This is a genomic window from Pseudomonas sp. 5.2 (assembly GCF_059025405.1).
Window position 1 is genome coordinate 186,220 of record NZ_JBYBHH010000013.1, and the last position, 25,409, is coordinate 211,628.

Consider the following 25,409-nt stretch of genomic DNA (forward strand, 5'->3'; position numbering starts at 1 on the left):
CCCACGGAAACCGGCCTGCGCCCGCCCACCGCGGGTTTGCCAAACGATGCTTCAGGCCGGTCTCCGGGCTCGCGAGGGTCATGAAGCCTTCACCTTCCCATGCCAGGGCACAGTGGTGTCTTGAATGCTTCGCTCGCATACCGTTGCGGGGGCAGCGCCGGACTGATCATCGAACGATGACGAACCGGCTTCCCGTTTCACCCCATGCACGGCGGCAGGGGGCACCTGAAACAGGCGCGCAGATGACCATCAAAAGCCCGCTGCGTCAACCGGCTTGTGGCAAACAGGTCGCCTGAGCTCGCCACTTCAGGCCCTGGGCGAACGCGTCACGGTTCAATCATCGCCAGGGCTTTCTATTGCCTTTTCTGGCGCGGCATTTTGTAACGTTCAGTAAGAAGTTTTTGCATGGACATCATACCCACCACTCTTTAGCCTTACGCCTCCGTCGAAGTGGGGACCCCGTGTGAAGCAGCAGTCAGCTAAACCAAAGCCCGCCCTCTGGGGCATTCTGATGGTCGCCGCGAGCCTCTGCGCACACGCAGACAGCACACCCCAACATAGCCCGACGCTGGTGTATTCCTGGCCCGTTAACGCAGGCCCACTCGACCCACGCGGCTACTCGCCCAATCAGATGTACGCCCAGGCCATGGTGTATGAACCGCTGGTGCGTTACACCTCGGCGGGCACTGTAGAGCCGTGGTTGGCACAGGCTTGGCAAGTCTCCGACGATGGCAAGACTTACACCTTCAACTTGCGAGATGGCGTGCGCTTCAGTGACGGCACGCCATTCGACGCTGCAGCTGCCAAGGCCAACCTGGATGCCGTCCTTGCCAATAGCCAACGCCATCGCTGGATGGAGCTGGTCACCACCCTCGACCACATCGAGGCCCCTGACCGGCTGACCTTGCGCCTGGTGCTCAAGCACCCGTACTACCCAACGTTGATGGAACTGGCCCAAGTGCGCCCGCTGCGCTTCGGCTCCCCGCAGGCCAAACCTGGCGAACCCGCCGGCACCGGCCCATGGATGCGTATCGAATCGCGCTTGGGCGAGTATGACCGCTTTGCCCGCAACCCCTTTTACTGGGGCGCAAAACCGGCCTATGGCGAGGTGCGGGTAAACGTCATCCCTGATCCCAACAGCCGCGCGCTGGCCCTGCAGGCCGGCGAGCTCGAGCTGATTCAAGGGGCCGCCGGCGAGATTACCGCCGGCACGTTCGTGCGCCTGCGCGACCAAGGCTTCGCCACCGCCCTCTCGGCACCGCTGGCTACCCGCACCCTGGCGATGAACACCGGGCACGGCGCCACCCGTGACCTGGCCGTGCGTCAAGCGATCAACCAAGCGGTAAACAAGCAGGCAATCATCGACAAGATTCTGTATGGCCTCGAGCCCCGTGCCGATACCCTGTTCGCCAGCAACATGCCCTATGCCGACATCGGCCTGAAACCCTACGCCTACGACCCTGCCCAAGCCGCCCGCCAACTTGACGCTGCCGGCTGGACCCTGCCTGCAGGCGCAACGGTACGTAGCAAGGCCGGTGAACCGCTGTCGATCGAACTGGTATTCCTCGGCACCAGCGCACTGCAGAAGAGCCTGGCCGAAGTGCTGCAAGGCGAGCTGGCTCACGTCGGCATGCGCATCGAGTTGCGTGCGGTCGAAGAAGGTGGGCTGGTCCGGCGCCAGCGCGATGGCGACTTCGGCATGATCTTCGCCGACACCTGGGGAGCGCCCTACGACCCGCACTCCTTTGTCAGCTCCATGCGCTATGCCGGCCATGCCGACTACATGGCGCAGCGTGGTTTGGCGATAAAGGACGAACTGGACCAACGCATTGGCCAGGTACTGGCAAGTACCGACGCGCAGCAACGCGCCGAACAGTACCGGTTCATCCTCACCACCTTGCATGAGCAAGCCGTGTACCTGCCGATTTCCTACCTTACCGCTATCAGCGTTCGCCGCGACTCCGTTGCCCATGTGCAATTTGGCAGCACGCTGTTCGACGTGCCGTTCGAAGCCATGACACCGAAGCAGGGAGACTGACATGCTGCGCTATATCCTGCTGCGGCTGGCACTGCTGGTACCGGTAATGCTCGGTGTTTCACTGCTGGTCTTCGTGCTGCTGCACCTGGGCAGCACCGACCCGGCCCTGGACTACCTTCGCCTGTCGCACATCCCGCCGACTGACGCGGCCATTGCCGAAGTCCGCCATACCTTGGGCCTCGACCGGCCGTTGTTTGAGCAGTACCTGACCTGGCTCGCGAAGGCCGTGCAGCTGGACTTCGGTATTTCATACCTCACGGGGCGGCCGGTGCTCGACGACCTCCTTTACTACCTGCCCGCCACCTTGCAACTGGGCGGCCTGGCCCTGGCCTGCACCCTGCTGCTGTCGATTCCGCTTGGCCTGGTGGCTGCGCGCTGGCAAGGGCGCTGGCCCGATCACGCCGTCCGCGCGGTGACGTTCCTGGGTGTCTCGATGCCCAACTTCTGGCTGGCGTTTCTGCTGATTGCGCTGTTTTCCCTTTGGCTGGGCTGGCTACCGCCACTGGGCCGCGGCAGTGCCGGGCATCTGGTGATGCCGGTACTGGCGATTGCCCTGATGTCGATGTCGATTAACGCCCGCCTGTTGCGGGCAAGCCTGCTGGAGGCCAGCGGCCAGCGTTATGTCACCTACGCCCGTGCCCGCGGGCTGCCCGAGCGCCGGGTATGGCGTGACCACGTGTTGCGCAACGCCTGGCTACCTTTCGTCACGGCCACCGGTATGCACATCGGGGAATTGATCGGCGGGGCACTGGTAATCGAGACCATCTTCGCCTGGCCCGGCGTCGGCCGCTTCGCGGTGTCGGCGGTGCTCAACCGCGACTTTCCGGTCATGCAGTGCTTCACCCTGCTGCTGACAGGCCTGCTGATGGTCTGCAACCTGGTGGTGGATGTCTGTTATGCCTGGCTCGACCCTCGCAGCCGTCTTGAAGGGGTGGACGCATGAGTGTACTGGCCATCTTCCGTCGCGCTACGCTGGCCGGCCAGGCCAACCTGATAGCAGGGCTGGTACTGGTCAGCGTGCTCTGCATATTGGCCGTGTTTGGCCAATGGCTTGCCCCGCACGACCCGGACCTGGTCGACCTCGGCCGACGCCTGCTGCCACCGGACAGCAGCCACTGGCTGGGCACCGACCACCTTGGCCGCGACGTGCTGTCCCGGTTGATCGTCGGCACACGGCTGTCGCTGGGCAGCGTAGTGCTGACACTGGCGCTGGTGCTGTTTCTGGGCCTGCTGGTGGGCGGGGTGTCCGGTTTTGTCGGTGGCAAGGTCGACCTGCTGCTGATGCGCTTGTGCGACATGTTCATGACCTTCCCCACGCTGGTGCTGGCGTTCTTCTTCGTCACCCTGCTGGGTACTGGCCTGAGCAACGTGATCATTGCCATCGCCCTGTCGCACTGGGCATGGTATGCGCGCATGGTGCGCGGCATGGTCATCGCCCAACGCGGCCGCGAATACGTGATGGCATCACGCCTGGCCGGTGCCTCACGTTGGGCGCGGCTGCGCCAGCATGTGCTGCCGAACATTGCCGGCCCCTTGCTGGTGCTGGCCACGATGGACATCGGGCACATGATGCTGCATGTCTCGGGGCTATCCTTCCTCGGCCTTGGCGTCACCCCGCCCAGTGCCGAATGGGGGGTGATGATCAACGATGCCAAGGAGTTCATCTGGACCCAGCCGCAACTGCTGCTGTTGCCCGGGCTGATGATCTTCTTCTCGGTGATGGCGTTCAACCTGCTGGGCGATGCGTTGCGTGATCGCCTGGACCCAACCCAGGAGGCTCATTGAATGCCCGTGTCGACGTTACAGCTCAAAGGCCTGTGTATCGAAGGGCGTGCTGGCGTGTTGGTGGACGACGTCGACCTGCAGCTGCGCCGAGGTGAAGTCTGTGCCCTGGTCGGTCACAGCGGATCGGGCAAATCGCTCAGTTGCCTGGGTTTGCTTGACCTGCTGCCGCCAGGCCTGCGCCGTACACGCGGCCAGTTGCTGCACGATGGCAAGCCATTGGCAGCCGATCAGGTGCGTGGGCAGCTTGCCAGCCTGATCCTGCAGAACCCACGCAGTGCATTCAACCCTGTGCGCAACATGGCTAGCCATGCCCAGGAAACCCTGAAACTGCGGGGGGTCGTCGGCAGCGCTGCACGTACGCGCATGGATGAATGCCTGGAGGCCGTGGGGTTGGGTGACCGCAGTCGGGTCCTGCAGTCGTTCGCGTTCCAGCTCAGCGGTGGCATGTTGCAGCGCATGATGATCGCCCTTGCGCTCATGGCCGAAAGCCCCTTTCTGCTGGCGGACGAGCCCACCAGCGACCTCGACGCCGTGAGCCAGGCGCGCTTTCTCGACCTGCTCATGAAGCTGGTGCAGCAGCACAGGCTTGGCGTGCTGTTGGTGACCCATGACATGGGGGTGGTTGCCCGCTGCGCCGACCATGTCGCGGTGATGGAAGCGGGGCGCGTCGTCGAGCGGCAAACAGTGCATGGCCTGTTCGATCAACCGGCCAGCGCCACCGCCCGCACCCTGCTTGAAGCCCATCAGCTACTAAACGGGAGCCAGCCATGAGCCTGCTGCACGTTAACCAACTCGGGCATGGCTACCGTTCCGGAGGGCTACTGAGCAGACGCGGCTGGCTGCGGGTGCTCGACGGCATTGAGCTTGAGCTGCAGCCCGGTGAGTCGCTCGGCCTGCTCGGCAGCAGCGGCAGCGGCAAGAGCACGCTTGCTCGGTTACTGCTCGGCCTGGAGAAACCCGCGTGTGGCCAGGTGACATTTGCCGGCCAAGAGGTCAGCCGACTGCGCGGCGGTGAGGCCCGTGCTTTCTTGCGCGCCGTTCAGTTGGTACTCCAGGACGCGCCCAGCGCGTTCAACCCGCAACGCAGCATCGGCTGGAGCATTGCCGAGCCGTTGCGTCACCTGAGCGAGCTGGACGAAGCTGCACGCAACGCCCGTACGCTGGAGCTCCTAGAGCACATGGGCCTGCGCAGCGAGCATGCCGAGCGCCTGCCGCACCAACTCAGTGGTGGCCAACTGCAGCGCGCCAATATCGCCCGCGCGCTGGCCATCTCACCCAAACTGGTAATACTGGACGAGGCCTTGTCAAACCTGGACCGGGTGTTGCAACTGCAGCTGCTGCAGCGCCTGGACGCACTTCGACGCGAGCACGGCACCGCGTTCTTGCTGATCACCCATGACCTGAGCCTGGTGCGCTACTTCTGCCAACGGGTGGTCGTGTTGGACGCCGGGCGTATCATCGAGGAGCGTCAGATAGACGGTAGGCTTTCGTTCGATCACGCCGTTGGCAAGCAGCTACAGGCCGCAGTACTGCCGGTGCGCCCAACAATACGCGAGCCTGAGGCAGGGTCGCCCGCCGCCTTGTCACCTGCGGCAGTTCGGGCGACGACTAGACTGAGTGTCTGACCCAGCCGGTGGCTAGCAAAGCTGCCTGCCTGCGCCAGCCCCAGAGCCCGACGCCGTGGAGGCACTGCGCACATGAGCTTCATCGTCTGGGTGGCCATGCTCGGCGCAGTCTTGTTGCTGCTGGCGTTGACCTCCTCTTACCTGCGCTGGATCCCGGTCACGACCTCGGTCGTGTGCCTGGCCCTGGGCGTCGCGCTGGGCCCCGGTGGCCTCGGCTTGCTGCAACTCGAGCTGCCCGATGCGCACGGCTGGATGGAGCACCTGACCGAGGTCGCCGTGCTGTTTTCCCTGTTCGTCAGCGGCCTCAAGCTGCGCCTGCCGCTGAGCAGCCGCAGCTGGCGGGTGGCGGTTTTCCTGGCTGGGCCGGTCATGCTGGCTTGCATCGCCGGGGTCAGCCTGGTGCTGCATTACGGCCTGAACCTGGGCTGGGGCGTGTCGGTGTTGATTGGCGCCATCCTGGCCCCGACCGATCCGGTGCTGGCCACCTTGGTCCAGGTCAATGACGCGCAGGACTACGACCGCGTGCGCTTCAGCCTGTCGGGTGAGGCAGGGCTCAACGATGGGGTTGCCTTTCCGTTCGTAATTCTGGGCTTGCTGCTTGTGCAGGGCGCAGCAGGCAGCCAATGGCTGACTGACTGGCTGTGGCAAGACGTGCTGTGGGCGGTGCCCGCCGGCTTGCTCAGCGGTTATTGGATGGGGCGCGGCCTAGGGCACCTGACCCTGTACCTGCGCACCCGGCACGAGGACAGCACCCTCTCACCCAACGACTACCTGGCGCTGGCGCTGATCGCGATGGCTTATGTGGTCGCCGACCTGATCCATGGCTATGGGTTTCTCGCCGTATTCGCTGCCGGGCTGGGCCTGCGACAGGCCGAAGTACACGCCAGCCCTACCCCACAAGCGCCTGCAGAACACCTTGTGCAGCCTGTGGTCGGCCACCAGCATGTCGCACCGGAGCACGCGGTCAAAGGCGATATCGCCGCGCTGGAAGACACGCAGGTCGCAGCCGGCATCATGCTAGGCGACATGCTCTCGTTTGGTGGGCTTGTGGAGCGGGCGATGGAGGTGTTTCTGGTGACCTTGCTCGGTGTCGTGTTGATCGAGCACTGGGACTGGCGCGCACTGACCGTAGGCGCGGCGCTGTTCGTGTTCATTCGGCCCCTAAGCACGCTGATCATCCCAGGGCGTGGCCTGCTGGACCTTCGCCAGCGCGGCATGCTGGGCTGGTTCGGCATACGTGGTATCGGCAGCCTTTACTACCTGTTCTACTCGGTAAACCACGGCCTGAGCGCCAGCGATGCCACGGCCATCACCAACCTCACGCTGTCGGTGGTGGCGCTGAGTATTGTCGTGCATGGGTTAAGCGTGCAGCCTCTTCTGTCGCGTTATGAAGCAGGCCGAAAACGCCGTGACGGCTAACCAAGCGCCCTGCCCTGCGCGACTCGGGTCAAGCACACAGCGCCGGCAGTTCGCTACGCAGCAGTGCCGCAGCGGCGGGCTTGAGGAGGGAGGTATTCAGTGCATCGCGCTCAATCCACTTGCAAGCGACGATCTCGTTCTTCGGCACCGGCTTGTCCTGATCGTCCAGCTGAAGGGTAAAAATGTAATGGAGGGTGTTACCGACTTGCAGCGTGCACAGCGCCACCAGGCGCTCACGGCATATCCCTGTTTCCTCTTTCAGCTCTCGGCTGGCGGCGTGCAACGGTGCCTCATTCGTGCCCACACCGCCCCCCGGAAAGCCCCATTTCCTGGCCTTTCTACGCACCAGGAGTATTTTGCCACTGCGAAAGCACAGCACCGTCGCTCTGCTCCTGAGGCTGCTCCTGTCTGACATGCCTACCTCCTACTTACCAAAACACTGCCCTGTGCTCGCAAGCGGGTAGCGTTATTCACATGGATGCGAATATCACGCCACTTTCAAAGCAGGCAGCTAGCCTTGAGAAAGCGTGGCCTGGGCGGTAGTTCCGTTCGGCGGTAGAAGATTGTCCAGGCCTGTCGGCAATGAAGGCACCTCGGTGCATGGCACCGGCTTTGCCGGTGATCGCGGGGCAAGCCAGCTCCTACAGGCAAGCACTGCTCTCAAGGGCAGCGGTGTACCTGCGCGTTGGCTTGCCAGCGGGCGGTCAAGCGTCAGGGAGCGCTGCGATAATAGAGATTTCAACCAGCACGGCAGGGTCATACAACTTGGCCTGCACCGTCGCACGCGCTGGCGCACACCCGTGCGGCAACCACTGGTCCCACACCTGATTCATGCCCGCGAAGTCGGCATCAATGTCCTTGAGGTAGAGGGTTGCGGACAAAATCCGTGTCTTGTCTGTGCCGGCCTGGTCGAGCAGTCGCTCGATGTTCTGCAAGGTTTCACGGGTTTGTTGCTGCACATCGCCCGCAAAATCGTTGGCAACCTCACCGGACAGGTACACGGTGCCTTGGTGCTTGACCACAAGGCTCATGCGAGCGTCAGTGTGCAGGCGTTCGATCGTCATCTGAAATATCCTTATCTTGTTGTTATATATATAAAAAAAACGCTGTGAAGCATAGCGTAGGCGATTGCTGCATCTGACGGGCACGATAAGGCTCGTCAGCTAGGCCCATTATCCACAATTGACGTTCAAGCTGTAGCCCGCTGGCTGACAGCGCAACAATCAGCCCACCACCGGCTTCAACAACGCCTGCGCCTCGTAGAGCGGTGGCAGGTAGCGCAGCCGAATCTCGTCGACGCTCAACCGCGAGGCGTGGGTGGTGATCGTCAGCGTCGCCTTCAACTGACCGCTACGGTCCAGCAGCGGTACCCCCAGCACGCGCATGCCGATTTCGTATTCCTGGTCGACGATGCTGTAGCCCTGCTGGCGCACGCGCTGCAACTCTGCTTCCAGCAGCGCCCGATCGGTCTGGGTATAGGGCGTGAGCGGGCGGAGCGGGTTGCGTGAGAAGTAGTCATCGCGCGCGGCCTCCTCCAGCGCTGCCAGCCAGATTCGCCCGCCGGCGGTGCAGTACATCGGCACCCGCGAGCCGGGCCTGATCGACAACGAGGCGATGTGGCTGTAGCGGCTGCGCACCAGGTGGATGATTTCATCGCCGTCACGGGTGCCGACCGAGACATGCTCCTGGGTCTGCCGCGCCACTTGCTCGACGATGGGCCGCAGCATGCGCGGCAACTGGGCCGAGTCCACGTAGGCCTGGCCGATGCGCAGCGCCTTGGGCGTGAGCCAGTACTGGCGGCTGTCGGTGTCGGCAAAGCCTTCGTGTACCAACGTCAGCAGGAAGCGGCGCGCGGCGCTGGGGGTAAGGCCCGATTGCCTGGCTGCCTGGGGCACGGTCAGGCGCGGCTGATCGACGCTGAACAGCTGCATCAATGCCAGGCCTTTCTGCAAGCCCGCGATCAGGTCGCGGGGGTGGATATCGGGTTTATTCATTGGAGTTCTCCAGTGATGCGCGAGCCCGCGTAGGAGCAGCCTTGTGCTGCGAAGAGGCCAGTAAAAGCAGCGAAGATCGAGGGTTTTGCCGCCGGCCTCTTCGCAGCACAAGGCTGCTCCTACAGTGGGGAAACTGAGGGACATTTTTCGCTATTAACCGCCAATAATCGCTAGCTGATTGCGATTATCGCACTAACCGCTTGGCAAGCGTGTTTCCCAGCGCCCAGTACCCCGTCACCCTTGCTGCACAACAACAGCAAGCACAGAGGTCAGCATGATTCGGGGTTCGACAGAACTGGTCGCCATCGTCGGTTCACCCATCGCCCAGGTGAAATCGCCTGAAAACTTCAACACCTGGTTCGCCAGCAACGGCTGCGACCTGGCAATGCTCCCCATCGACCTGCAAGAGACTGCGCTGGAAGCCTTTGTCGGCAGCCTGCGCGGCTGGCAGAACCTGCGCGGTTGCGTGGTCACCGTGCCCTACAAACAGGCACTGGCCGCACGCCTGGACGGCCTCAGCGCACGCGCCGCCGCACTGGGTTCGGTCAACGTGGTGCGCCGCCACAGTGACGGCCGCCTGCTCGGCGACAATGTCGACGGCGCAGGCTTTCTTGGCGCCGCACGCAAACAGGGCTTTCAACCGGCAGGCAAACGCGCGCTGGTGATTGGTTGTGGTGGGGTGGGCAGTGCAATCGCCTACGCACTGGGCGAAGCGGGCGTGCGCCAGATCACACTCAGCGACCCCAGCGCTACCCGCGTTGGCGCGCTTTGCGAAGTACTCGGCACGGCCTTCCCCAGTCTCGACATCGCCACCCACTACCGCTCGCTGGAAGCGTTCGGCCTGGTGGTCAACGCGTCGCCGGTTGGCATGGGCAGCACCGATGAGTTGCCGCTGCCAGCGCCGATGCTGACAACCCTGCAACCCTCCACGTTGGTTGCCGACGTGGTCACCTCGCCAGAAATCACCCCACTGTTGCAGCAGGCACGCGACCGGGGCTGTGCGATCCAGACTGGACCGCAGATGGCCTTCGCCCAACTCGGCCACCTCGGCGCCTTCATGGGCGTCACCCCGCTGGAGATCTGAGCCATGGCCGCTACCGAACACGCGCAACCGGTGTACGACTTGGTGGTCCTCGGCAGTGGTGCCGGGGGCTTTGCCGCCGCCGCCACGGCCGCCAGCCTTGGCCTGAAGGTACTGGTCGTGGAGAAAGCCGACACCTTCGGCGGCACGTCGGCGATTTCCGGCGGTGCGGCGTGGGTGTATGGCACCGATCAAGCCCGTGCAGCCGGCGCCAAAGACTCCCCCGAAGCCATGCGCACCTACCTGAAAACCGTGATTGGTGCCGGCTACAACGCACCGCTGGTAGACGCCTTCATTGCACGCGGGCATGAAGCGCTGCGCTGGCTGGAGCGCCACACCGAACTGCGCTATGCCCTGCGCCCGCACTCACCGGACTATTACCCGGATGAGCCCGGCGCCACCCAGTTCGGCCGGGCGCTGGAAATGGTCGAGTACGACGGCCGCCGCCTCGGCCCGCGCTTTAAGGACCTGAAAATGCCGCCGCCGGGCATGCTGTTGTTCGGCGGGATGATGGTCAACCGTGTGGATATCCAGCATTTTCTTGGCCTGCGCAAATCACCAAGCTCCCTGTGGCATTGCCTGAAGCTGATGGCGCGCTATGCGTTGGACCGCCTTCGCCACCACCGTGGCACCCGCCTGACCACCGGCAATGCGCTGATTGCACGCCTGGCCACCACGGCCTTTGCCCATGGCACGCAACTGTGGCTGCGCAGCGAGGCTAAGGCGCTGATCGTCGAGCACGGCGCGGTGACTGGCGTGGTGGTGCAGCACGAAGGCCGGCGCGTGCAGGTGCGTGCCCGGGGTGGCGTGGTCTGCGCCATGGGCGGCTTTGCAGCCGGCGAACTGGCTGCCGCCTACCGCCCAGGCGTTGATGCGCCGCACCTGACCATGTCGCCGCCAACCAATGACGGCGCCGCGCTGCACCTGGGTGAAGCGGTGGATGCTGCCTACGGCGAGGGGCTGGCCGCCAACTTCTTCTGGGCACCCGTTTCCGAATTGCGCCATGCCAATGGTGAGCGCGAACGCTTCCCGCACCTGGTCACCGACCGTGCCAAACCGGGGGTGATCGCGATCAACCCGGCCGGGCAGCGCTTCGTCAACGAGTCGAACTCCTACCATCACTTCGTGCAGACCATGTTCGCCAGCAACCTCACCACCTGCTGGCTGATCTGCGACGCCGAGGCCATGAACCGCTACGGCCTGGGCCTGGCACGCCCGAAACCTGTGAACAACGCGGCACTGATCGACGCCGGCTACCTATACCGTGCCGCCACACCGCACGCCCTGGCCGAGGCCATCGGCGTCGACCCTCAGGCATTGCAGGCGACGCTGGAGCGCTTCAACGCCGACGCCCGCAACGGCATCGACCGCGCATTCGACAAAGGCGGCAACAGCTACAACCGCTACATGGGCGACCCGCATCACACGCCCAACCCCTGCCTCGCGCCCCTGGTCAAAGCGCCCTTCTACGCCATCCAGCTCCACACCGGCGACCTGGGCTCGGCACGCGGCCTGGTGACCGACGCCCATGCCAACGTGCTCAACCGCGCCGGTACGCCGGTTGCCGGCCTTTATGCAACGGGCAACGACATGAACTCATTGATGAACGGCACCTACCCCGGCCCAGGCATCACCCTTGGCCCTGCCCTCACCTTCGGCTGGATCGCCGCCAGCCATATTGCCAACCGCCTGCAGGCGCAGGCCCAACCTCTGGAGACAAACGCATGTACTACGAACTGAGAACCTACACCCTCGACCCACTGAAAATGGCCGACTGGCTGGCCCTGTACCAAAGCCACGCGCTGGCGGTGCAGAGCGAGCACCTGGGCAAGCTGGTCGGTTTCTTTACCAGTGAATTCGGCGAGGTCAACCAGGTGGTGCACCTGTGGGCCTACACCAGCCTCGACGACCGCATGCAGCGCCGCGCGGCGATGGCGGCGGACCCGCGCTGGGCGGAGTTCTCGCAGCGCAATCGCGAGCTGGGCGCGGTGCTGCGGTTGCAGTCGCGGTTGATGCGGCCGACCGGCTTTTCGCCGCTGCAGTAACTAACGCCCCCTCCAACCTGACCGGAGCCCCTCCATGCAACCCCTGGAATGTGACGTACTTGTCCTCGGCTCCGGCGCCTCTGGCCTGGCTGCCGCAGTAACCGCCGCCCATCACGGCCTGAAGGTGATCGTCGCGGAAAAGGCCAGCCAGTTCGGCGGCACCAGCGCCTGGTCGGGGGGCTGGTTATGGATACCCCGCAACCCGCTGGCGATCGCCGAAGGCACCGTCGAAGCCGACGATGCGCCAGAACGCTACCTGCGCGCACAGACCCACGTCGCCGAACTGGACCCACGCCAGCAGGCGTTTTTGCGCCATGGACCGGAGATGGTGGCGTTCTTCCAGCGACATACCGCCGTGCAGTTCCAGTCCGGGACGAAAATGCCCGACATGCACGAGGGGGATGGCAGTGCGCGTGGCGGGCGCTCCCTGTGTGCGCAGCCGTTCGACGGGCGCCTGCTTGGGCACTGGATCCACCGGCTACGGCCGCCCCTGGACATCGTCAGCCTGGCCGGCATGGGCATCGCCGGTGGCGCAGACATGGCCGCCTTCTTCAACGCCAGCCGCTCACCCAAGGCGGCCTGGCACGTGGGCAAACGCCTGCTGCGCCATGGGCGCGACTTGCTGCTGCACCGTCGCGGCCTGCAGTTGGTCAACGGCAACGCGCTGGTGGCGCGCCTGCTGCGCAGTGCCCTCGACCTGGGCGTGACGCTGTTGCATGACCGGCAGGCCACAGGCTTGCTGAGGGATGGGCGTATCACAGGCGTGCAGTTCAGCGATGGCCAGGTGATCCATACGCGACGCGGTGTCGTGTTGGCCTGCGGCGGGTTCCCCCATGACCGCCAGCGCATCGCCCAATTGATCCCCCATGCGCCCGAGGGCGATCGCCACTACTGCGCAGCACCACCACAGAACAGCGGCGACGGCCTGCGCCTGGGCGAACAAGTCGGCGCACAGGTCACCACCACGGCGGCCCACGCCGGGGCCTGGGCGCCGGTCTCACTGGTGCCGCGAAGCGACGGCAGCCTCGGCCACTTCCCGCACCTGATCGACCGCGCCAAGCCGGGTTTCATTGCCGTACGCCGAGACGGTCGACGGTTCGTCAATGAGGCCAACAGCTACCATGCATTCATGAATGCGCTGTTCACCTCCACGCCACTCGGTGAGGCGCCCGAGGCCTGGTTGATCTGTGACCACGCCGCGCAACGTCGTTACGGTATCGGCTGGGCCAAACCGTTCCCCTTCCCTGCCGGCTTCTATGAGCGCCGTGGCTACCTGCTCAGCGGTCCTACCCTGGGGCAGCTGGCCGCACGCTGCGGGATCGACGCAGCGCAACTGCAGCGCACCGTGGCACATTTCAACCACCATGCGGCGCAGGGTACGGACCCGGACTTCCAGCGTGGCGCATCGTTGTATAACCGTGCGCAGGGCGACCCCTTGCACGCGCCCAATCCGTCGCTGAGGCCGCTGCTGCACGGGCCCTTTCATGCGGTAAAACTGCTGCCCGGCAGCCTCGGCACCTTCGCTGGCCTGCACACAAATGCTTCGGCCCAGGTGCTGGACAGCCTGCAGCGCCCAATACCTGGCCTGTTCGCGGTCGGCAACGACATGCACAGCATCATGGGCGGGCACTACCCCAGCGGCGGTATCACCCTTGGCCCTGGGATGACCTTCGGTTACCTGGCAGGCATGGCACTGTGCAATCAGCCAGAAGACGCCGCGTCACTTTTGTTCGATCATCGAACAGTAGCCCCATCTTTGAATTGACGCTCCCCCCTTCACTGCTCACCATAAATGACCTTGCACGCCCAGCCTTGCCCTGGGCAAAACCGCGTTCCAGACGCATTGCCGTTCAAAACAATTTCAAGAAACGACTTCACATGACCCCTTCCAAGTTCAACACTGCCAGCCCCCGCCTCGCCCATGGATCCATCGGCGACAAGGTGCGCGGCGCCTTAGCCGTCGGCAAGACCCGCTGGGGCATGCTTGCCCTGGTGTTCTTCGCCACCACCCTGAACTACATCGACCGTGCCGCCCTCGGCATCATGCAGCCCGTTCTCGCCAAGGACATGGGCTGGACGGCGATGGACTACGCCAACATCAACTTCTGGTTCCAGGTCGGCTATGCCATCGGCTTTGTACTGCAGGGCCGGCTGATCGACAAAGTCGGGGTAAAGCATGCCTTCTTCGGCGCCGTCCTGCTGTGGAGCCTGGCCACCGGCGCCCATGGCCTGGCGACCTCGGCAGCAGGCTTTATGGTCTGCCGCTTCATTCTGGGCCTGACCGAGGCGGCCAACTACCCGGCGTGTGTAAAGACCACGCGCCTGTGGTTCCCCGCCGGCGAGCGCGCCATCGCCACCGGCCTGTTCAACGCCGGCACCAACGTCGGCGCCATGGTCACCCCGGCGCTGCTGCCACTGATTCTCGCTGCCTGGGGTTGGCAGGCCGCGTTCATCGCCATGGGTAGCCTTGGCCTGGTCTGGGTGGTGTTGTGGGGTTTGAAGTATTTCAACCCTGAGGCGCACCCGCACGTTCGCCAGAGCGAGCTGGACTATATCCAGCAAGACGTGGAGCCCGAAGCCAAACCGGTGCCGTTCAGCCGCATCCTGCGCCAGCGCGGCACCTGGGCCTTTGCCGTGGCCTACTCGATCACGGCGCCGGTGTTCTGGTTTTACCTGTACTGGCTGCCGCCGTTTCTCAACCAGCAGTACGACCTGGGCATCAGCGTCACCCAGATGGGCATCCCGTTGATCCTGATCTGGCTGACTGCAGACTTCGGCAGCATCGGCGGCGGCATTCTGTCGTCCTGGCTGATCGGCCGCGGCGTGCGCGCCACCCGTGCCCGGTTGATCTCGATGCTGATCTTTGCCTGCACCATCGTCAGCGTCGTCTTCGCTGCCCACGCCAGTGGCCTATGGGTCGCGGTGCTTGCCATCGCCGTGGCGGTCGGCGCGCACCAGGCCTGGACCGCGAACATCTGGAGCCTGGTCATGGACTACACGCCCAAGCATCTGGTGAGCACGGTGTTCGGCTTCGGCAGCATGTGCGCGGCCATCGGCGGCATGTTCATGACACAGATCGTCGGCAGCGTGCTGACGGTCACCCACAATAACTATGCGGTGCTGTTCACCATGATTCCGGTGATGTACTTCATTGCCCTGGTGTGGATGTACTTCATGGCGCCGCGTGGGATTGAGGCCGCTTAAGGGCTAACCAGGTTTCCTCTATGGGGCTCTTCGGAGCCTCTTTTTTTGCCTGCAGACAGGCCATTGGACCTGTGCGCTAACTTGGACTGGCCTTGAGGTTTACTGTCATGCGCTGCTTTGCAGCGCTTGGCTGGCAAGCCAGCTCTCACAGAAAAACACATACCTATTAGATTTAGCAGGCGCCTGTGGGGGCTGGCTTGCCCGCGAACACCGGCGAAGCCGGTGCCATATACCGCGTCGCCTTCTTCGCGGGTAAACCCGCTCCCACAGGATTGGGGACTCGCTTGCGATCTTTGTTCTCTTCGCGGCAACACAACCAAAAGGGCTGGGTTACTTTTTACAGAACAACACATACCTGATTGATTTAGCAGGGACCTGTGGGAGCGGGTTTACCCGCGAACACCGGCGAAGCCGGTGCCATACACCGCGTCGCCTGCTTCGCGGGTAAACCCGCTCCCACAGGATTGGGGACTCGCTTGCGATCTTTGTTCTCTTCGCGGCAACGCAACCAAAAGGGCTGGGTTACTTCTTACAGAACAACACATACCTGATTGATTTAGCAGGGATTAGGGACTTGCTTGCGATCTTTGTTCTCTGCTCGACAACGCAGCCCAAAGGGCTGGGTTACCTCTCACAGAACAACACATACCTGATTGATTTAGCAGGGACCTGTGGGAGCGGGTTTACCCGCGAACACCGGCGAAGCCGGTGCCATATACCGCGTCGCCTTCTTCGCGGGTAAGCCGGCTCCCACAGGATGGGGGACTCGCTTTCGATCTTTGTCTCTGCGCCCGCACAGTGGCCCTTGAAGCTCAAACCCGCGCCAATACCGCCTTGGCTTTCTCCAGCGCCATCCGCGCACGCTGCTCGCCACTCACGCCCTGCTCCAGTAACTGCCGCGTCGGAATCTCCAGGCTCAGCGGTACGGTGGCCGGCAAGCCACGCAACAGGCCGATCAAATCAGCATCGCCATCACCCGGGAAGCGCCGTTCGTTGCGGGCCTGGCGCAGGATCTCGTCCATGTCGTCCGGCACCGGGCCGGCCACGTCGCACAGCTGCGCATAGCGCATGCGCTGCGGTGCCAAGTGGGCCAGGTCGTCGAGTGAGGAAGCGGAGCGGTTGAAATGGAAGGCGTCCACCAGAACGCAGCCGTTTGCCCGGTCAGCGTTGGCAACCACACGCATGGCCTGGCGCAGGTCGCGAACGTCGGTCCAGGGCATGAACTCCAGGTGCGGATGGATACCATAGCCCGCCGCCAGGTCGCACAGTGCGGCAAAGCGCTCTGTGAGGCGTGCCTCGTCCGGGTCGTTACCGGCCACCAGCAGTTCGGTCCCGCCCAGCTCGGCACCCACCGCCAGAATGGCTTCGAAATCGGCAACACAGGTTTCAGGCTTGAGGCGCAGGATTTCCAGGTCGAGTACCTTGATGCCGGTGTCGCGCAGGCGCGCCTGGGTCTGTCGGCGCAGGTCAGCGTCGACCGCCAGCGGGAAGTGCTGCTCCTCTGCGGTAGCCGGCACCAAACGCAGGCCCACGTGGCTGTAGCCGGCACGGGCAGCGGCCTCCACCATGGCCGGCGGCGAAAGCTCGAGCACCGTCAGCGCGGCAAGGGAAAAAATACGGTCAGTCATGTTCGTTACCTGAAGGCAATTAAAGGTGTGAAGGGGGCTCGCGTCAGGCGATCGTCTCGGGGGCACAGGCCCGGCCGCTTTCGGCTGCCTGGCGGATCGCCTCGACCAGGGCCAGCGTGCGGCCACCATCTGCAGCGTCGGTCAAGGGGGCCTCTTCACCGCGGGCGACGCGAATGAAGTGCTGCAATTGCAAGGTCAACGCTTCACCTGCCGGCGCTTCGGAGCCACTTTGCAGCAAGGGTGTGTGCCAGCCGGAGCCTGCTTCGCCGTACTGCCAGTGCTTGAGCTGCGGAATGCTCAGTGCGCCGTGGCTGCCGGCCAGCAGGTAGCAGGGCTGGCCATCCTGACGCGGGTAGATCGGGCTCTCGCCGGACGTCAGCTCCCAGCTCCAGGGTGCAGCCACCGCGTCGGAACCCGTCAGGCTGCCCAGCGCCCCGTTGGCGAACTGCAGCAGCACGGCGGCGCTGTCTTCATTGGCATACCCACGCACATCGTTGCGGGTGAACGCCTGCACCTGCACGACCTCGCCGCACAGGTAGCGCAGCAGGTCGAGGTCGTGAATCAGGTTGGTCAGCAAAAAACCGGCGCCCGGCTCGCGGCGCCAGGGGGTGTCGAAGTAGCTGTCAGGCTTCTGCAACTGCCACAGCGCAGTGACATTGATCAGCCTACCCAGCGCCCCCTCGGCGATCAGGCCGCGCGCGCGGGCGATCAGCGGGTTGTGCCGACGATGGTGGCCAACCAGCACAGGCACGCCACAGCGCTTGGACGCTTCGACCAACGCACGGACTTCGTCCAGGTGCACGCCCACAGGCTTTTCCACCAGCACCGGCACGCCGGCTGCGATGCAATCGAGCGCGGTGGCCACGTGCAGGTTGTTGGGGTTGGCGACGATCACGGCCTCGGGTTTGACGCTGGCCAGCATCTGCCGGTGATCGGCGTAATAGGCCACCCCGCATTCGGCGGCGAAAGCCTCAGCCTGCGGGCCGGGGTCTGCCACCGCGCACAACTGCGCTTGCGGCAGCTGGCGCAGCTGCTGGTAGTGCTGGCGGCCCATGATACCGGCGCCAATCAGGGCGATACGAAGCGGTGCATTCAACGGACTGTCCTCTTGTCATTGTTGTCGGGCATAAATTACGGAACAGTGTTCCAGAATTCATACTCGACAATTTAGAACCGGGGTCCGCTTTACAGAAGCGCCGCCTGCACAGACTGTGCGGTTATCGACCACTAATGAACAGGCGGCGCTTCAGGCAAACAGTTCACTGGCCTGGCTGGCCGCCGACAACTCGCCCACTGCCGCTAACAAGAGCGCTGCCAGTTCAGGCAGGCGCGCTTGCGCCAGCCGGGCACTGGGGCCGGCGATGCTCAGCACTCCGATCACCTCGTCGGTGCGTGGGCGCCGCACCACGGCGGCCAACGCTGACGTGCCCACCGCTGAGGTCTGCTCGACCCAGGCATAGCCACGCTCCCGTGCACGCTGTAGGTAGCCCAGCAGTTCATCCGTGGAACGCGGCGCATTCGGGCCGAACTGTGCCGGGTCGGCGATGCCTTGGCGCAAGACCATCTGCAGCGCCTCGTCGTCGCTCAGGCTGGCCAGCCAGGCATGCCCAGAGGCGGTGTAGAACAGCGGGGCATCGCGGCCCATGTCGGGGTCGTAGCGCAAGCCGGAGCGCGCGCCCTGGGACTTGGCGATCCAGGTCTGGCGGCTGCCCTCGATCACGCCCAGGCGCACCAGCTCACCGCTGTCCTGGGCCAGGCGATCGAGAATCGGCTGAATGATGTCGGCGCCACTGCTGGACAGGTAGCGAAAGCCCATCGCCACCAGCTTGGCAGAGAGCTGATAGCGGCTGTTGTCGCGGTTCTGCCGCACGTAGCCCAGGCGGATCAGCTCGGCCAGCATGCGGTGGGTGGCGCTTTTGGGAATCTCCAGGCGCTCGGCCAAGGTCTGCAGGGCAAGGCCCTCAGGCTCGCCGGTCAGGCTTTCTACAAGACTGAAGGCGCGTTCGATCTGACTACCAGCCATGGCTAAGGTCCCTGAAAAATGGATGAATTTTGGAAGATGATTCCACAGCCACGGCCATCGGCGCAGCAGGCGGGCGTTGAAGTGTCCGGTTATCGACCAGTTCTGCACGGCCTCACTTGCATCCGGCACCGTCTCACATAAAGAATATGGAATCACGTTCCAATAATAATACCGGAGACCCTGCGATGCCTACCGACACCTTGCAAGCCGAATACGACGTTCTGGTCATTGGCTCAGGCGCCGCCGGCCTGGCCGCAGCGGTAACGGCAGCCTGGCATGGGCAGCGCGTGATGCTGGTAGAGAAGGCGCCGGTGTTCGGCGGTGCCACGGCCTGGTCCGGTGGCTGGGCCTGGGTACCCCGCAACCCGCTGGCCCGCCGCGCCGGCATCGTTGAAGACATCGAACAGCCCCGCACCTACCTGCGTAACGAATTGGGCACGTATTACGATGCTGAACGGGTTGATGCCTTCCTCGAGGCCTGCCCGCACATGGTCGCCTTTTTCGAGAAACACACTGCGCTGCAGTTTGTCGACGGCAACGCCATCCCCGACATGCATGGCGGCACACCCGGCGCCGCCACCGGTGGGCACCAGGTGATCGCCGCGCCCTATGATGCCCGCGAGGTCGGCGCGCTGTTGCCCCGCCTGCGCAAGACCCTGCGCGAGACCTCGTTCATGGGCATGCCGATCATGGCCGGCCCTGACCTGGCCGCCTTCCTCAACATGACCCGCTCGCCACGGGCCTTCTTGCATGTGTGCAAGCGCTTTGGCCGCCACCTGTACCACCTCGCCCGCCATGGCCGGGCCATGCACCTGGTCAACGGCGTGGCCCTGGTGGCGCGCCTGGCCAAATCGGCCGAAGACCTGGGCGTGCGGCTGCTGGAATCTGCCCCGGCCAAGCGCCTGCTGATTGAGCACGGCCAAGTGCGCGGCGCCGTGATAGGCACACCGCAGGGTGACCTTACCGTCCGGGCGAAAGCCGTGGTGCTCGCCGCCGGGGGCTTCCCCAACGACAGTGCGCGGCGCCGGCAGCTGTTTGCGCGTGATGCCAGTGGCCATGACAACCTCGCCCTGCCCCCGCAGTCCTGCTCGGGCGATGGCCTGCGCCTTGGCGAATCGGCAGGCGGTGTGGTGGCCACCGACCTGAAATCTGCAGTGGCCTGGGCACCGGTCTCCAAAGTGCCGCACCGCGACGGCAGCGTCGGCCACTTCCCGCACATCATCGAACGCGGCAAGCCCGGCGTTATTGGCGTGTTGGCCAGCGGTAAGCGCTTCGTCAACGAGGCGCACGGCTACTACGACTATGTGTCAGCCATGCTCGAGGCGGTGCCGCCGGGCGAGGAAGCCTGCTCGTGGCTGATTTGCGACCACCGCTTCTTGCGGCGTTACGGCCTAGGCCACGCCCGGCCTGCGCCGTTGCCGGTATGGCCGCACCTGCGCAGTGGCTACCTCAAGCGCGGTGCCAGCATCGAACAATTGGCCCGCGCCTGCGGCATAGACCCTGTCGGCTTGAGTGCCACCGTCGCGGAGTACAACAGCCATGCGCGCCACGGCCAGGACCCGGCTTTCGGCCGCGGCTCCACGCCGTTCAACCGCAAGCAGGGTGACCCGGCGTACAGCGGGCCGAACCCGTGCGTGGCGCCGATCGAACAAGGGCCGTTCTATGCTGTGAAGGTTCAGCCCGGTTGCTTTGGCACCTTTGCCGGCTTGCGCACCGATGGCCATGCGCGGGTACTGGATGAGCAAGGCCAGCCGATTGGCGGGCTTTATGCCGCCGGTACCGACATGGCAAGTGTGTTTGGCGGCTGGTACCCCTCAGGTGGCATCAACCTGGGCCCGGCGCTGACGTTCGGTTACGTGGCCGGGCGGCATATTGCCGGGGCGCAGGCGCCGGAATAAGGCCACCGTTTGGCGGTCACCGGGTAAAAACTGTACAAAAAAATCATCCTGTATAGCTTTGCGGTGAAAGCTAAACTATACCTGTACAAGAAAACTTTTTTGTACAGGAAAGTGAATGCACAGCTACCTGCAAACCTTCGCCGAACGCTTTGCCAGCCTCGATGCGCACACCCTCGACATGCTCGGTGACCTGTACAGCGAGGACGTGACCTTTCGCGACCCCCTGCACCAGATCAGCGGCTTGCCTGCGCTGCGGGGGTACTTCGCGCAGCTGTACGCGAACGTGCAGGAGGTACGCTACACCTTCGAGGGTTACGACGAAGTGCAGCCGGGGCACGGGTACCTGCGCTGGACCTTGCATTTTCGCCACCCTCGCCTAGGCAATGGCGCGCTGATCAGCCTGCAAGGCTGCAGCCACCTGCGTTGGCACGAGCGGGTTCACTTTCATCAGGATTACTTCGACGCCGGTGCGCTGCTTTACGAGCACGTCCCCATCATGGGCAGCGCGGTCCGCTGGCTCAAAGGCAGGCTGGCATGAGCCGCTGCTGGGTGACCGGTGCCAGCAGTGGCATGGGCGCGGCGCTGGCCCTGCGCTTGCTGGAGCAGGGGCATCAGGTGGCCTTGGGTGGCCGCCAGGCCGACCGCTTGGCACCCTTAGCGGCGCGGTTTGCGCAGCAGGCCATGCTGGCCATCGGCGATAACGACGAACCGGGCCAGGTCGCCAAGGTCGCCGAGCAGATCGAGCATGCCTGGGGTGCACTCGACCTGGTGATCCTCAACGCGGGCACCTGCGAATACCTGGAGCCGGGGCACTTCGACCCGGCGCTGGTCGAACGGGTGATGCGCACCAACCTGATCGGCACCAGCCACTGCCTTGCCGCTGCCCTGCCCTTGCTGCGCCGTGGCCAGCGCCCGCACCTGGTGGTGGTGGGCAGCTCGGTGAGCTGGCTGGCCCTGCCCCGTGCCGGCGCCTATGGCGCGTCCAAGGCGGCCCTGCGTTACTTGGTGGAGTCGCTGCGCATCGACCTGGTCCGCGAGGGCATTGATGTCACCCTCGTCAGCCCTGGCTTCGTCGACACGCCCTTGACCCAGCGCAACGACTTCCCCATGCCACAGCGCTGGAGCGCCGAGCGCGCCGCCGGGCACATCGTCGCGCGCTTGGCCAAACGCCCGCTGGAAATCAACTTCCCCGGCGCTTTCACCTGGGTGTTGCGCCTGCTCGGCGCATTGCCGGTGCGCTGGCGTCTGCAGCTAGGCCAACGCCTGGCACGAAACCCACGGGAATAGCACGCCATGCGCATCGCAATCATCGGCAGCGGTATCGCTGGCCTCACCTGTGCCCACTTGGTCTCACGCCAGCATGCGCTGACGGTGTTCGAGGCGGCTGACTGGGTGGGTGGCCACACCCATACCGTCGACGTGAACTGGGGCGGCCAGCAGTATGCGCTGGACACCGGGTTCATCGTCTTCAACGACTGGACTTACCCGCATTTCATTCGCCTGCTCGAACACCTGGGGGTGGCTTCGCGGCCGACCCAGATGAGCTTTGCGGTGCATGACCCCGCCAGTGGCCTGGAGTACAACGGCCATGACCTCGACACCTTGTTCGCCCAACGGCGCAACCTGTTGTCACCTGGGTTCTGGGGCATGCTGCGCGACATCCTGCGCTTCAATCGCCAAGCCCTGGCCGACCTGGACAACCGGCGCATCGAAGAAGACACCACGCTGGGCAGCTACCTGCGCACACACGGCTATGGGCGGCGCTTCATCAACCACTACATCGTGCCCATGGGCTCGGCGATCTGGTCGATGTCACGCGCCGACATGCTGGGCTTTCCGTTGCAGTTTTTCGTGCGTTTTTGCCGCAACCACGGTTTGCTGTCGGTCAACCAGCGCCCGCAATGGCGGGTGATCGAAGGTGGCTCGCGCAGCTACGTGGCACCGTTGTGCCAGCCCTTTGCCGAGCGTATCCGGCGCAACTGCCCCGTGGCCCGGGTGATCCGTGACGCCGACGGCGTGACTGTGATCAGCGCTGCCGGTACCGAGCGCTTCGACAAGGTGGTGTTCGCCTGCCACAGCGACCAGGCCCTGGCCCTGCTGGCAACACCCAGTGCGGACGAGCGTGCGGTGCTGGGTACCCTCACCTACGCCAGCAATGATGTGGTGCTGCACACCGACACTCGCCTGCTACCGCGTCGGCGCAAAGCCTGGGCCAGCTGGAACTATCGGCTGGGCGGCGCCGAGCAGGCACCTGCGGCACTCACCTACAACATGAACATCCTGCAGGGCATCGACGCCCCGGTCACCTTCTGCGTGAGCCTCAACCAGACCGCACAGATTGACCCGGCGCAGGTGCTCGCCCGCTTTAGCTACAGCCACCCGCAGTACAGCCTCGCGGCTTTGGCTGCACAGGCCCGCCAAGGCGAATTGCAGGGCCGCCAGCACAGCTACTACTGCGGTGCCTACTGGGGCAACGGCTTCCATGAAGACGGCGTGCTCAGCGCGTTGAAAGTGGCAGAATACTTCGGAGAGCGCTTGTGAACAGCAGCCTGTGTCATGGCTGGGTCAGCCATCGGCGGCTGACCCCGCGGCACCATGCATTCCGCTACCGGGTCGGCATGTTCTACCTGGACCTGGACGAGCAAACACACTGGCGCGGCCTGTCGCGCTGGCTCGCGCGTTCGCGGCTGGCGCCCTTGTGCTGGCGGGAAACCGACTACTTGCCGGCACTGACCGCGCGTGGCATACCGTTGGCCCAGGCCGCCCGCCAGCTGGTCGGCCAAGCAACCGGGCACCCCCCCGAAGGCGCGGTGCACCTGCTCACGCAACTGCGCTGCTGGGGGCTGTCGTTCAACCCGGTGAGCGTCTACTTCTGCCATGACCGCGACGGCCACCTGGTGGCGATACTGCTGGAGGTCCGCAATACACCTTGGCGGCAGCGCCACCACTACGTGCTGCCGGTGCAAGACGGCCAACCCGACGCATTTAGCCTGGCCAAGGCGTTTCATGTATCGCCATTCATGCCGCTGGACATGGACTACCGCCTGCGCTTCGTGCTCGACGGCCAACGCGTGCACGTGCACATGGCGAACTGGCGCGAGGGGCACAAGGTATTCGAAGCCCACCTGGCCCTTCGCCGCGAACCGCTGGACCGGCCCGCCTTGCACCGCTACATCCTGAGCTTCCCGTGGATGAGCCTGCGTACGGTGTCTGCCATCTACTGGCAGGCCCTGCGCCTGCTGCTCAAGCGCACCCCTGTCTACAACCACACCGCCAGCCAGGGCGACCTGAGCCTTGGCCACGCCTGTAAGGAACCTGATCATGTCCGACCCCACACTGAGCGTTAGCAAGTCGGCCGGCCTGACGCCGGTGCTTGGCAGCCTGGCCCGGATGGCCGTGCTGGCGCAATTGCGGCGCTTGAGCCAAGGCTGCCTGCGTTTGATTTGCAATGACCAGCACTGGAACTTCGGTGACGCCGGCAGCGCGCTGTATGCCGAAGTCGAGATCGTCGATGACGCCGCCTGGAGCCTGATCGCCGGCAACGGTTCGATCGGTGCTGGGGAGGCTTATATCCATGGCTACTGGCGCACCCCCGACCTGGCGGCGGTAACCCGCCTGTTCGTGGCCAACCTGGACGTGCTGGATGCCCTTGAAGGTGGCCTGGCGCGCTTCGGCCGCCCAGCACTGCGCCTGCTGCATCGCCTAAACCGCAACAGCCGACGCGGTGCGCGGCGCAACATCCTGGCCCACTACGACCTGGGCAATGCGCTGTTCGAACGGCTGCTCGACCCTACCCTGATGTATTCTGCGGCACAGTTCGACAGCCCCGAGCAGACCTTGGAACACGCCCAGTTGAACAAGCTGGAGCGCATCTGCCATAAGCTTGAGCTCAAGCCCCACGAGCACCTGCTGGAAATCGGCAGCGGCTGGGGCAGCTTGGCCATCCATGCCGCTACCCACTTCGGCTGCCGCGTGACCACCACGACGCTTTCCGAGGCGCAGTACGCGCACACGCTGCAACGCGTGCAGGCGGCAGGCCTGGAGCAGCGCATCACGGTACTGCGCGAGGACTACCGCGACTTGCAAGGGCGCTTCGACAAGTTGGTGTCGATCGAAATGATCGAAGCCGTCGGCCATCGTTACCTGCCCCTGTACTTTCGCCACTGCGCCGCGCTGCTAAAGGACGACGGCCTGATGCTGTTGCAGGCGATCACCATTCGTGACCAGCGCTACGAAAAGGCCCGGCGTTCGGTGGACTTCATCCAGCGCTATATCTTCCCCGGCGGCGCCCTGCCCTCGCTAAGCGTCCTGCTCGACACCGCCAGCCGCCAGACGGCGCTGAACCTGGTGCACCTGGAGGACTTCGGCACCGACTATGCGCGCACCTTGCGCCATTGGCGCGACAACCTGCGCCATGCGCGCAACGCGTTGATGGAGTTGGGCTATGACGAAACCTTCCAGCGCCTGTGGGAGTTCTACCTGTGTTATTGCCAGGGCGGTTTCGAAGAGCGCGCCATTGGCGTGGCACAGCTGCTATGGGCCGCGCCCCAGGCCCGCCGCGCGCCCCTACCAGGCGCCTGACCAGGCAGGCAAAGGCTGCACACTTCCCGGTAGGAGCAGCCTTGCGCTGCGAAGAGGCCAGTGAACATTACGAAGATCAACGGTGCTG

Annotated in this window: 23 protein-coding genes and 1 riboswitch; of the genes, 17 read left to right on the forward strand and 6 right to left on the reverse strand. The window is 64.4% G+C overall.

Annotated elements, in window-relative coordinates; genetic code table 11:
• Positions 1-37: 37 nt before the first annotated feature.
• Positions 38-244: riboswitch (cobalamin riboswitch) on the reverse strand.
• A 219-nt stretch (positions 245-463) separates the two neighbouring features.
• The 6 genes from nikA to AC5PZ0_RS20125 all read left to right on the forward strand — a co-directional run bounded on the left by nikA (position 464) and on the right by AC5PZ0_RS20125 (position 6,867).
• Positions 464-2,038: a nickel ABC transporter substrate-binding protein gene (gene nikA, locus AC5PZ0_RS20100; protein WP_493855602.1), complete on the forward strand. Its 1,575-nt coding sequence runs from the start codon at positions 464-466 to the stop codon at positions 2,036-2,038.
• A 1-nt stretch (position 2,039) separates the two neighbouring features.
• Positions 2,040-2,981 (forward strand): nickel ABC transporter permease subunit NikB, encoded by a 942-nt coding sequence (gene nikB / locus AC5PZ0_RS20105; protein ID WP_099429740.1) that lies wholly within the window; start codon positions 2,040-2,042, stop codon positions 2,979-2,981.
• Positions 2,978-3,823: a nickel ABC transporter permease subunit NikC gene (nikC, locus tag AC5PZ0_RS20110; RefSeq protein ID WP_493855603.1), complete on the forward strand. Its 846-nt coding sequence runs from the start codon at positions 2,978-2,980 to the stop codon at positions 3,821-3,823. Before nikB ends, nikC begins: the two co-directional genes overlap by 4 nt.
• Positions 3,824-4,594, forward strand: a complete 771-nt coding sequence (gene nikD / locus AC5PZ0_RS20115) for a nickel import ATP-binding protein NikD (protein WP_493855604.1) — start codon at positions 3,824-3,826, stop codon at positions 4,592-4,594.
• Entirely contained in the window at positions 4,591-5,448 is an 858-nt protein-coding gene (gene nikE, locus AC5PZ0_RS20120) for a nickel import ATP-binding protein NikE (RefSeq protein ID WP_493855605.1), read from the forward strand. Before nikD ends, nikE begins: the two co-directional genes overlap by 4 nt.
• Before the next feature lie 72 nt (positions 5,449-5,520).
• Positions 5,521-6,867 carry a cation:proton antiporter gene (locus AC5PZ0_RS20125; protein WP_265969518.1) on the forward strand — a complete coding sequence of 449 codons (1,347 nt, stop codon included), beginning with the start codon at positions 5,521-5,523 and terminating at the stop codon, positions 6,865-6,867.
• A gap of 28 nt (positions 6,868-6,895) precedes the next feature.
• Here AC5PZ0_RS20125 and AC5PZ0_RS20130 read toward each other — a convergent pair whose 3' ends face one another.
• The 3 genes from AC5PZ0_RS20130 to AC5PZ0_RS20140 form a co-directional block, all read right to left on the reverse strand.
• Positions 6,896-7,282: an NUDIX domain-containing protein gene (locus tag AC5PZ0_RS20130; RefSeq protein ID WP_099429745.1), complete on the reverse strand. Its 387-nt coding sequence runs from the start codon at positions 7,280-7,282 to the stop codon at positions 6,896-6,898.
• Positions 7,283-7,571: 289 nt separating this feature from the next.
• Positions 7,572-7,931, reverse strand: a complete 360-nt coding sequence (locus AC5PZ0_RS20135; protein ID WP_186680587.1) for a RidA family protein — start codon at positions 7,929-7,931, stop codon at positions 7,572-7,574.
• Between the two features lie 159 nt (positions 7,932-8,090).
• Entirely contained in the window at positions 8,091-8,861 is a 771-nt protein-coding gene (locus tag AC5PZ0_RS20140; protein WP_493855606.1) for an IclR family transcriptional regulator domain-containing protein, read from the reverse strand.
• Positions 8,862-9,135: 274 nt separating this feature from the next.
• On the opposite strand from AC5PZ0_RS20140, the gene AC5PZ0_RS20145 reads away from it, so the two are divergent.
• The 5 genes from AC5PZ0_RS20145 (at position 9,136) to AC5PZ0_RS20165 (ending at position 15,191) form a co-directional block, all read left to right on the forward strand.
• Entirely contained in the window at positions 9,136-9,945 is an 810-nt protein-coding gene (locus AC5PZ0_RS20145) for a shikimate dehydrogenase family protein (RefSeq protein ID WP_493855607.1), read from the forward strand.
• Positions 9,946-9,948: 3 nt separating this feature from the next.
• On the forward strand, positions 9,949-11,682 hold the full coding sequence (locus AC5PZ0_RS20150) for an FAD-dependent oxidoreductase (protein WP_493855608.1): 1,734 nt from the start codon (positions 9,949-9,951) through the stop codon (positions 11,680-11,682).
• The gene (locus AC5PZ0_RS20155; protein WP_085273160.1) at positions 11,667-11,987 is read left to right on the forward strand and encodes an NIPSNAP family protein; all 321 of its coding nucleotides are present in this window, start codon (positions 11,667-11,669) and stop codon (positions 11,985-11,987) included. Before AC5PZ0_RS20150 ends, AC5PZ0_RS20155 begins: the two co-directional genes overlap by 16 nt.
• A gap of 34 nt (positions 11,988-12,021) precedes the next feature.
• Complete coding sequence (locus AC5PZ0_RS20160; protein WP_493855609.1) at positions 12,022-13,752, forward strand: FAD-dependent oxidoreductase; 1,731 nt, start codon at positions 12,022-12,024, stop codon at positions 13,750-13,752.
• Between the two features lie 113 nt (positions 13,753-13,865).
• Positions 13,866-15,191 (forward strand): MFS transporter, encoded by a 1,326-nt coding sequence (locus AC5PZ0_RS20165; protein WP_493855610.1) that lies wholly within the window; start codon positions 13,866-13,868, stop codon positions 15,189-15,191.
• 812 nt (positions 15,192-16,003) lie between these two features.
• Here the strand turns inward: AC5PZ0_RS20165 and AC5PZ0_RS20170 are convergent.
• From AC5PZ0_RS20170 to AC5PZ0_RS20180, 3 genes are all read right to left on the reverse strand, one after another.
• Positions 16,004-16,819, reverse strand: coding sequence for a sugar phosphate isomerase/epimerase family protein (locus AC5PZ0_RS20170; RefSeq protein ID WP_493855611.1), 816 nt, complete (start codon positions 16,817-16,819; stop codon positions 16,004-16,006).
• Positions 16,820-16,862: 43 nt separating this feature from the next.
• Positions 16,863-17,915 carry a Gfo/Idh/MocA family protein gene (locus AC5PZ0_RS20175; RefSeq protein WP_493855612.1) on the reverse strand — a complete coding sequence of 351 codons (1,053 nt, stop codon included), beginning with the start codon at positions 17,913-17,915 and terminating at the stop codon, positions 16,863-16,865.
• Between the two features lie 150 nt (positions 17,916-18,065).
• Positions 18,066-18,842: an IclR family transcriptional regulator gene (locus tag AC5PZ0_RS20180; RefSeq protein WP_493855613.1), complete on the reverse strand. Its 777-nt coding sequence runs from the start codon at positions 18,840-18,842 to the stop codon at positions 18,066-18,068.
• Between the two features lie 185 nt (positions 18,843-19,027).
• Between AC5PZ0_RS20180 and AC5PZ0_RS20185 the strand changes: the two genes are divergently transcribed.
• The 6 genes from AC5PZ0_RS20185 to AC5PZ0_RS20210 all read left to right on the forward strand — a co-directional run bounded on the left by AC5PZ0_RS20185 (position 19,028) and on the right by AC5PZ0_RS20210 (position 25,321).
• Complete coding sequence (locus tag AC5PZ0_RS20185; RefSeq protein WP_493855614.1) at positions 19,028-20,740, forward strand: FAD-dependent oxidoreductase; 1,713 nt, start codon at positions 19,028-19,030, stop codon at positions 20,738-20,740.
• 115 nt (positions 20,741-20,855) lie between these two features.
• The gene (locus AC5PZ0_RS20190; RefSeq protein ID WP_027596246.1) at positions 20,856-21,278 is read left to right on the forward strand and encodes a nuclear transport factor 2 family protein; all 423 of its coding nucleotides are present in this window, start codon (positions 20,856-20,858) and stop codon (positions 21,276-21,278) included.
• Entirely contained in the window at positions 21,275-22,027 is a 753-nt protein-coding gene (locus AC5PZ0_RS20195; RefSeq protein WP_493855615.1) for an SDR family NAD(P)-dependent oxidoreductase, read from the forward strand. The genes AC5PZ0_RS20190 and AC5PZ0_RS20195 overlap by 4 nt, the downstream gene beginning before the upstream one ends.
• Positions 22,028-22,033: 6 nt before the next feature.
• Positions 22,034-23,281 carry an NAD(P)/FAD-dependent oxidoreductase gene (locus AC5PZ0_RS20200; RefSeq protein ID WP_493855616.1) on the forward strand — a complete coding sequence of 416 codons (1,248 nt, stop codon included), beginning with the start codon at positions 22,034-22,036 and terminating at the stop codon, positions 23,279-23,281.
• Positions 23,278-24,087, forward strand: coding sequence for a DUF1365 domain-containing protein (locus AC5PZ0_RS20205; protein WP_493855617.1), 810 nt, complete (start codon positions 23,278-23,280; stop codon positions 24,085-24,087). Before AC5PZ0_RS20200 ends, AC5PZ0_RS20205 begins: the two co-directional genes overlap by 4 nt.
• Positions 24,062-25,321 (forward strand): class I SAM-dependent methyltransferase, encoded by a 1,260-nt coding sequence (locus AC5PZ0_RS20210; protein WP_493855618.1) that lies wholly within the window; start codon positions 24,062-24,064, stop codon positions 25,319-25,321. Before AC5PZ0_RS20205 ends, AC5PZ0_RS20210 begins: the two co-directional genes overlap by 26 nt.
• The last annotated feature ends 88 nt before the right edge of the window (positions 25,322-25,409 follow it).

Coding starts and splice junctions, on each gene's coding strand:
- nikB (WP_099429740.1), top strand. CDS start 2,040: ATGCTGCGCTATATCCTGCTGCGGCTGGCACTGCTGGTACCGGTAATG.
- nikC (WP_493855603.1), top strand. CDS start 2,978: ATGAGTGTACTGGCCATCTTCCGTCGCGCTACGCTGGCCGGCCAGGCC.
- nikD (WP_493855604.1), top strand. CDS start 3,824: ATGCCCGTGTCGACGTTACAGCTCAAAGGCCTGTGTATCGAAGGGCGT.
- nikE (WP_493855605.1), top strand. CDS start 4,591: ATGAGCCTGCTGCACGTTAACCAACTCGGGCATGGCTACCGTTCCGGA.
- AC5PZ0_RS20125 (WP_265969518.1), top strand. CDS start 5,521: ATGAGCTTCATCGTCTGGGTGGCCATGCTCGGCGCAGTCTTGTTGCTG.
- AC5PZ0_RS20130 (WP_099429745.1), bottom strand. CDS start 7,282: ATGTCAGACAGGAGCAGCCTCAGGAGCAGAGCGACGGTGCTGTGCTTT.
- AC5PZ0_RS20135 (WP_186680587.1), bottom strand. CDS start 7,931: ATGACGATCGAACGCCTGCACACTGACGCTCGCATGAGCCTTGTGGTC.
- AC5PZ0_RS20140 (WP_493855606.1), bottom strand. CDS start 8,861: ATGAATAAACCCGATATCCACCCCCGCGACCTGATCGCGGGCTTGCAG.
- AC5PZ0_RS20145 (WP_493855607.1), top strand. CDS start 9,136: ATGATTCGGGGTTCGACAGAACTGGTCGCCATCGTCGGTTCACCCATC.
- AC5PZ0_RS20150 (WP_493855608.1), top strand. CDS start 9,949: ATGGCCGCTACCGAACACGCGCAACCGGTGTACGACTTGGTGGTCCTC.
- AC5PZ0_RS20155 (WP_085273160.1), top strand. CDS start 11,667: ATGTACTACGAACTGAGAACCTACACCCTCGACCCACTGAAAATGGCC.
- AC5PZ0_RS20160 (WP_493855609.1), top strand. CDS start 12,022: ATGCAACCCCTGGAATGTGACGTACTTGTCCTCGGCTCCGGCGCCTCT.
- AC5PZ0_RS20165 (WP_493855610.1), top strand. CDS start 13,866: ATGACCCCTTCCAAGTTCAACACTGCCAGCCCCCGCCTCGCCCATGGA.
- AC5PZ0_RS20170 (WP_493855611.1), bottom strand. CDS start 16,819: ATGACTGACCGTATTTTTTCCCTTGCCGCGCTGACGGTGCTCGAGCTT.
- AC5PZ0_RS20180 (WP_493855613.1), bottom strand. CDS start 18,842: ATGGCTGGTAGTCAGATCGAACGCGCCTTCAGTCTTGTAGAAAGCCTG.
- AC5PZ0_RS20185 (WP_493855614.1), top strand. CDS start 19,028: ATGCCTACCGACACCTTGCAAGCCGAATACGACGTTCTGGTCATTGGC.
- AC5PZ0_RS20190 (WP_027596246.1), top strand. CDS start 20,856: ATGCACAGCTACCTGCAAACCTTCGCCGAACGCTTTGCCAGCCTCGAT.
- AC5PZ0_RS20195 (WP_493855615.1), top strand. CDS start 21,275: ATGAGCCGCTGCTGGGTGACCGGTGCCAGCAGTGGCATGGGCGCGGCG.
- AC5PZ0_RS20200 (WP_493855616.1), top strand. CDS start 22,034: ATGCGCATCGCAATCATCGGCAGCGGTATCGCTGGCCTCACCTGTGCC.
- AC5PZ0_RS20210 (WP_493855618.1), top strand. CDS start 24,062: ATGTCCGACCCCACACTGAGCGTTAGCAAGTCGGCCGGCCTGACGCCG.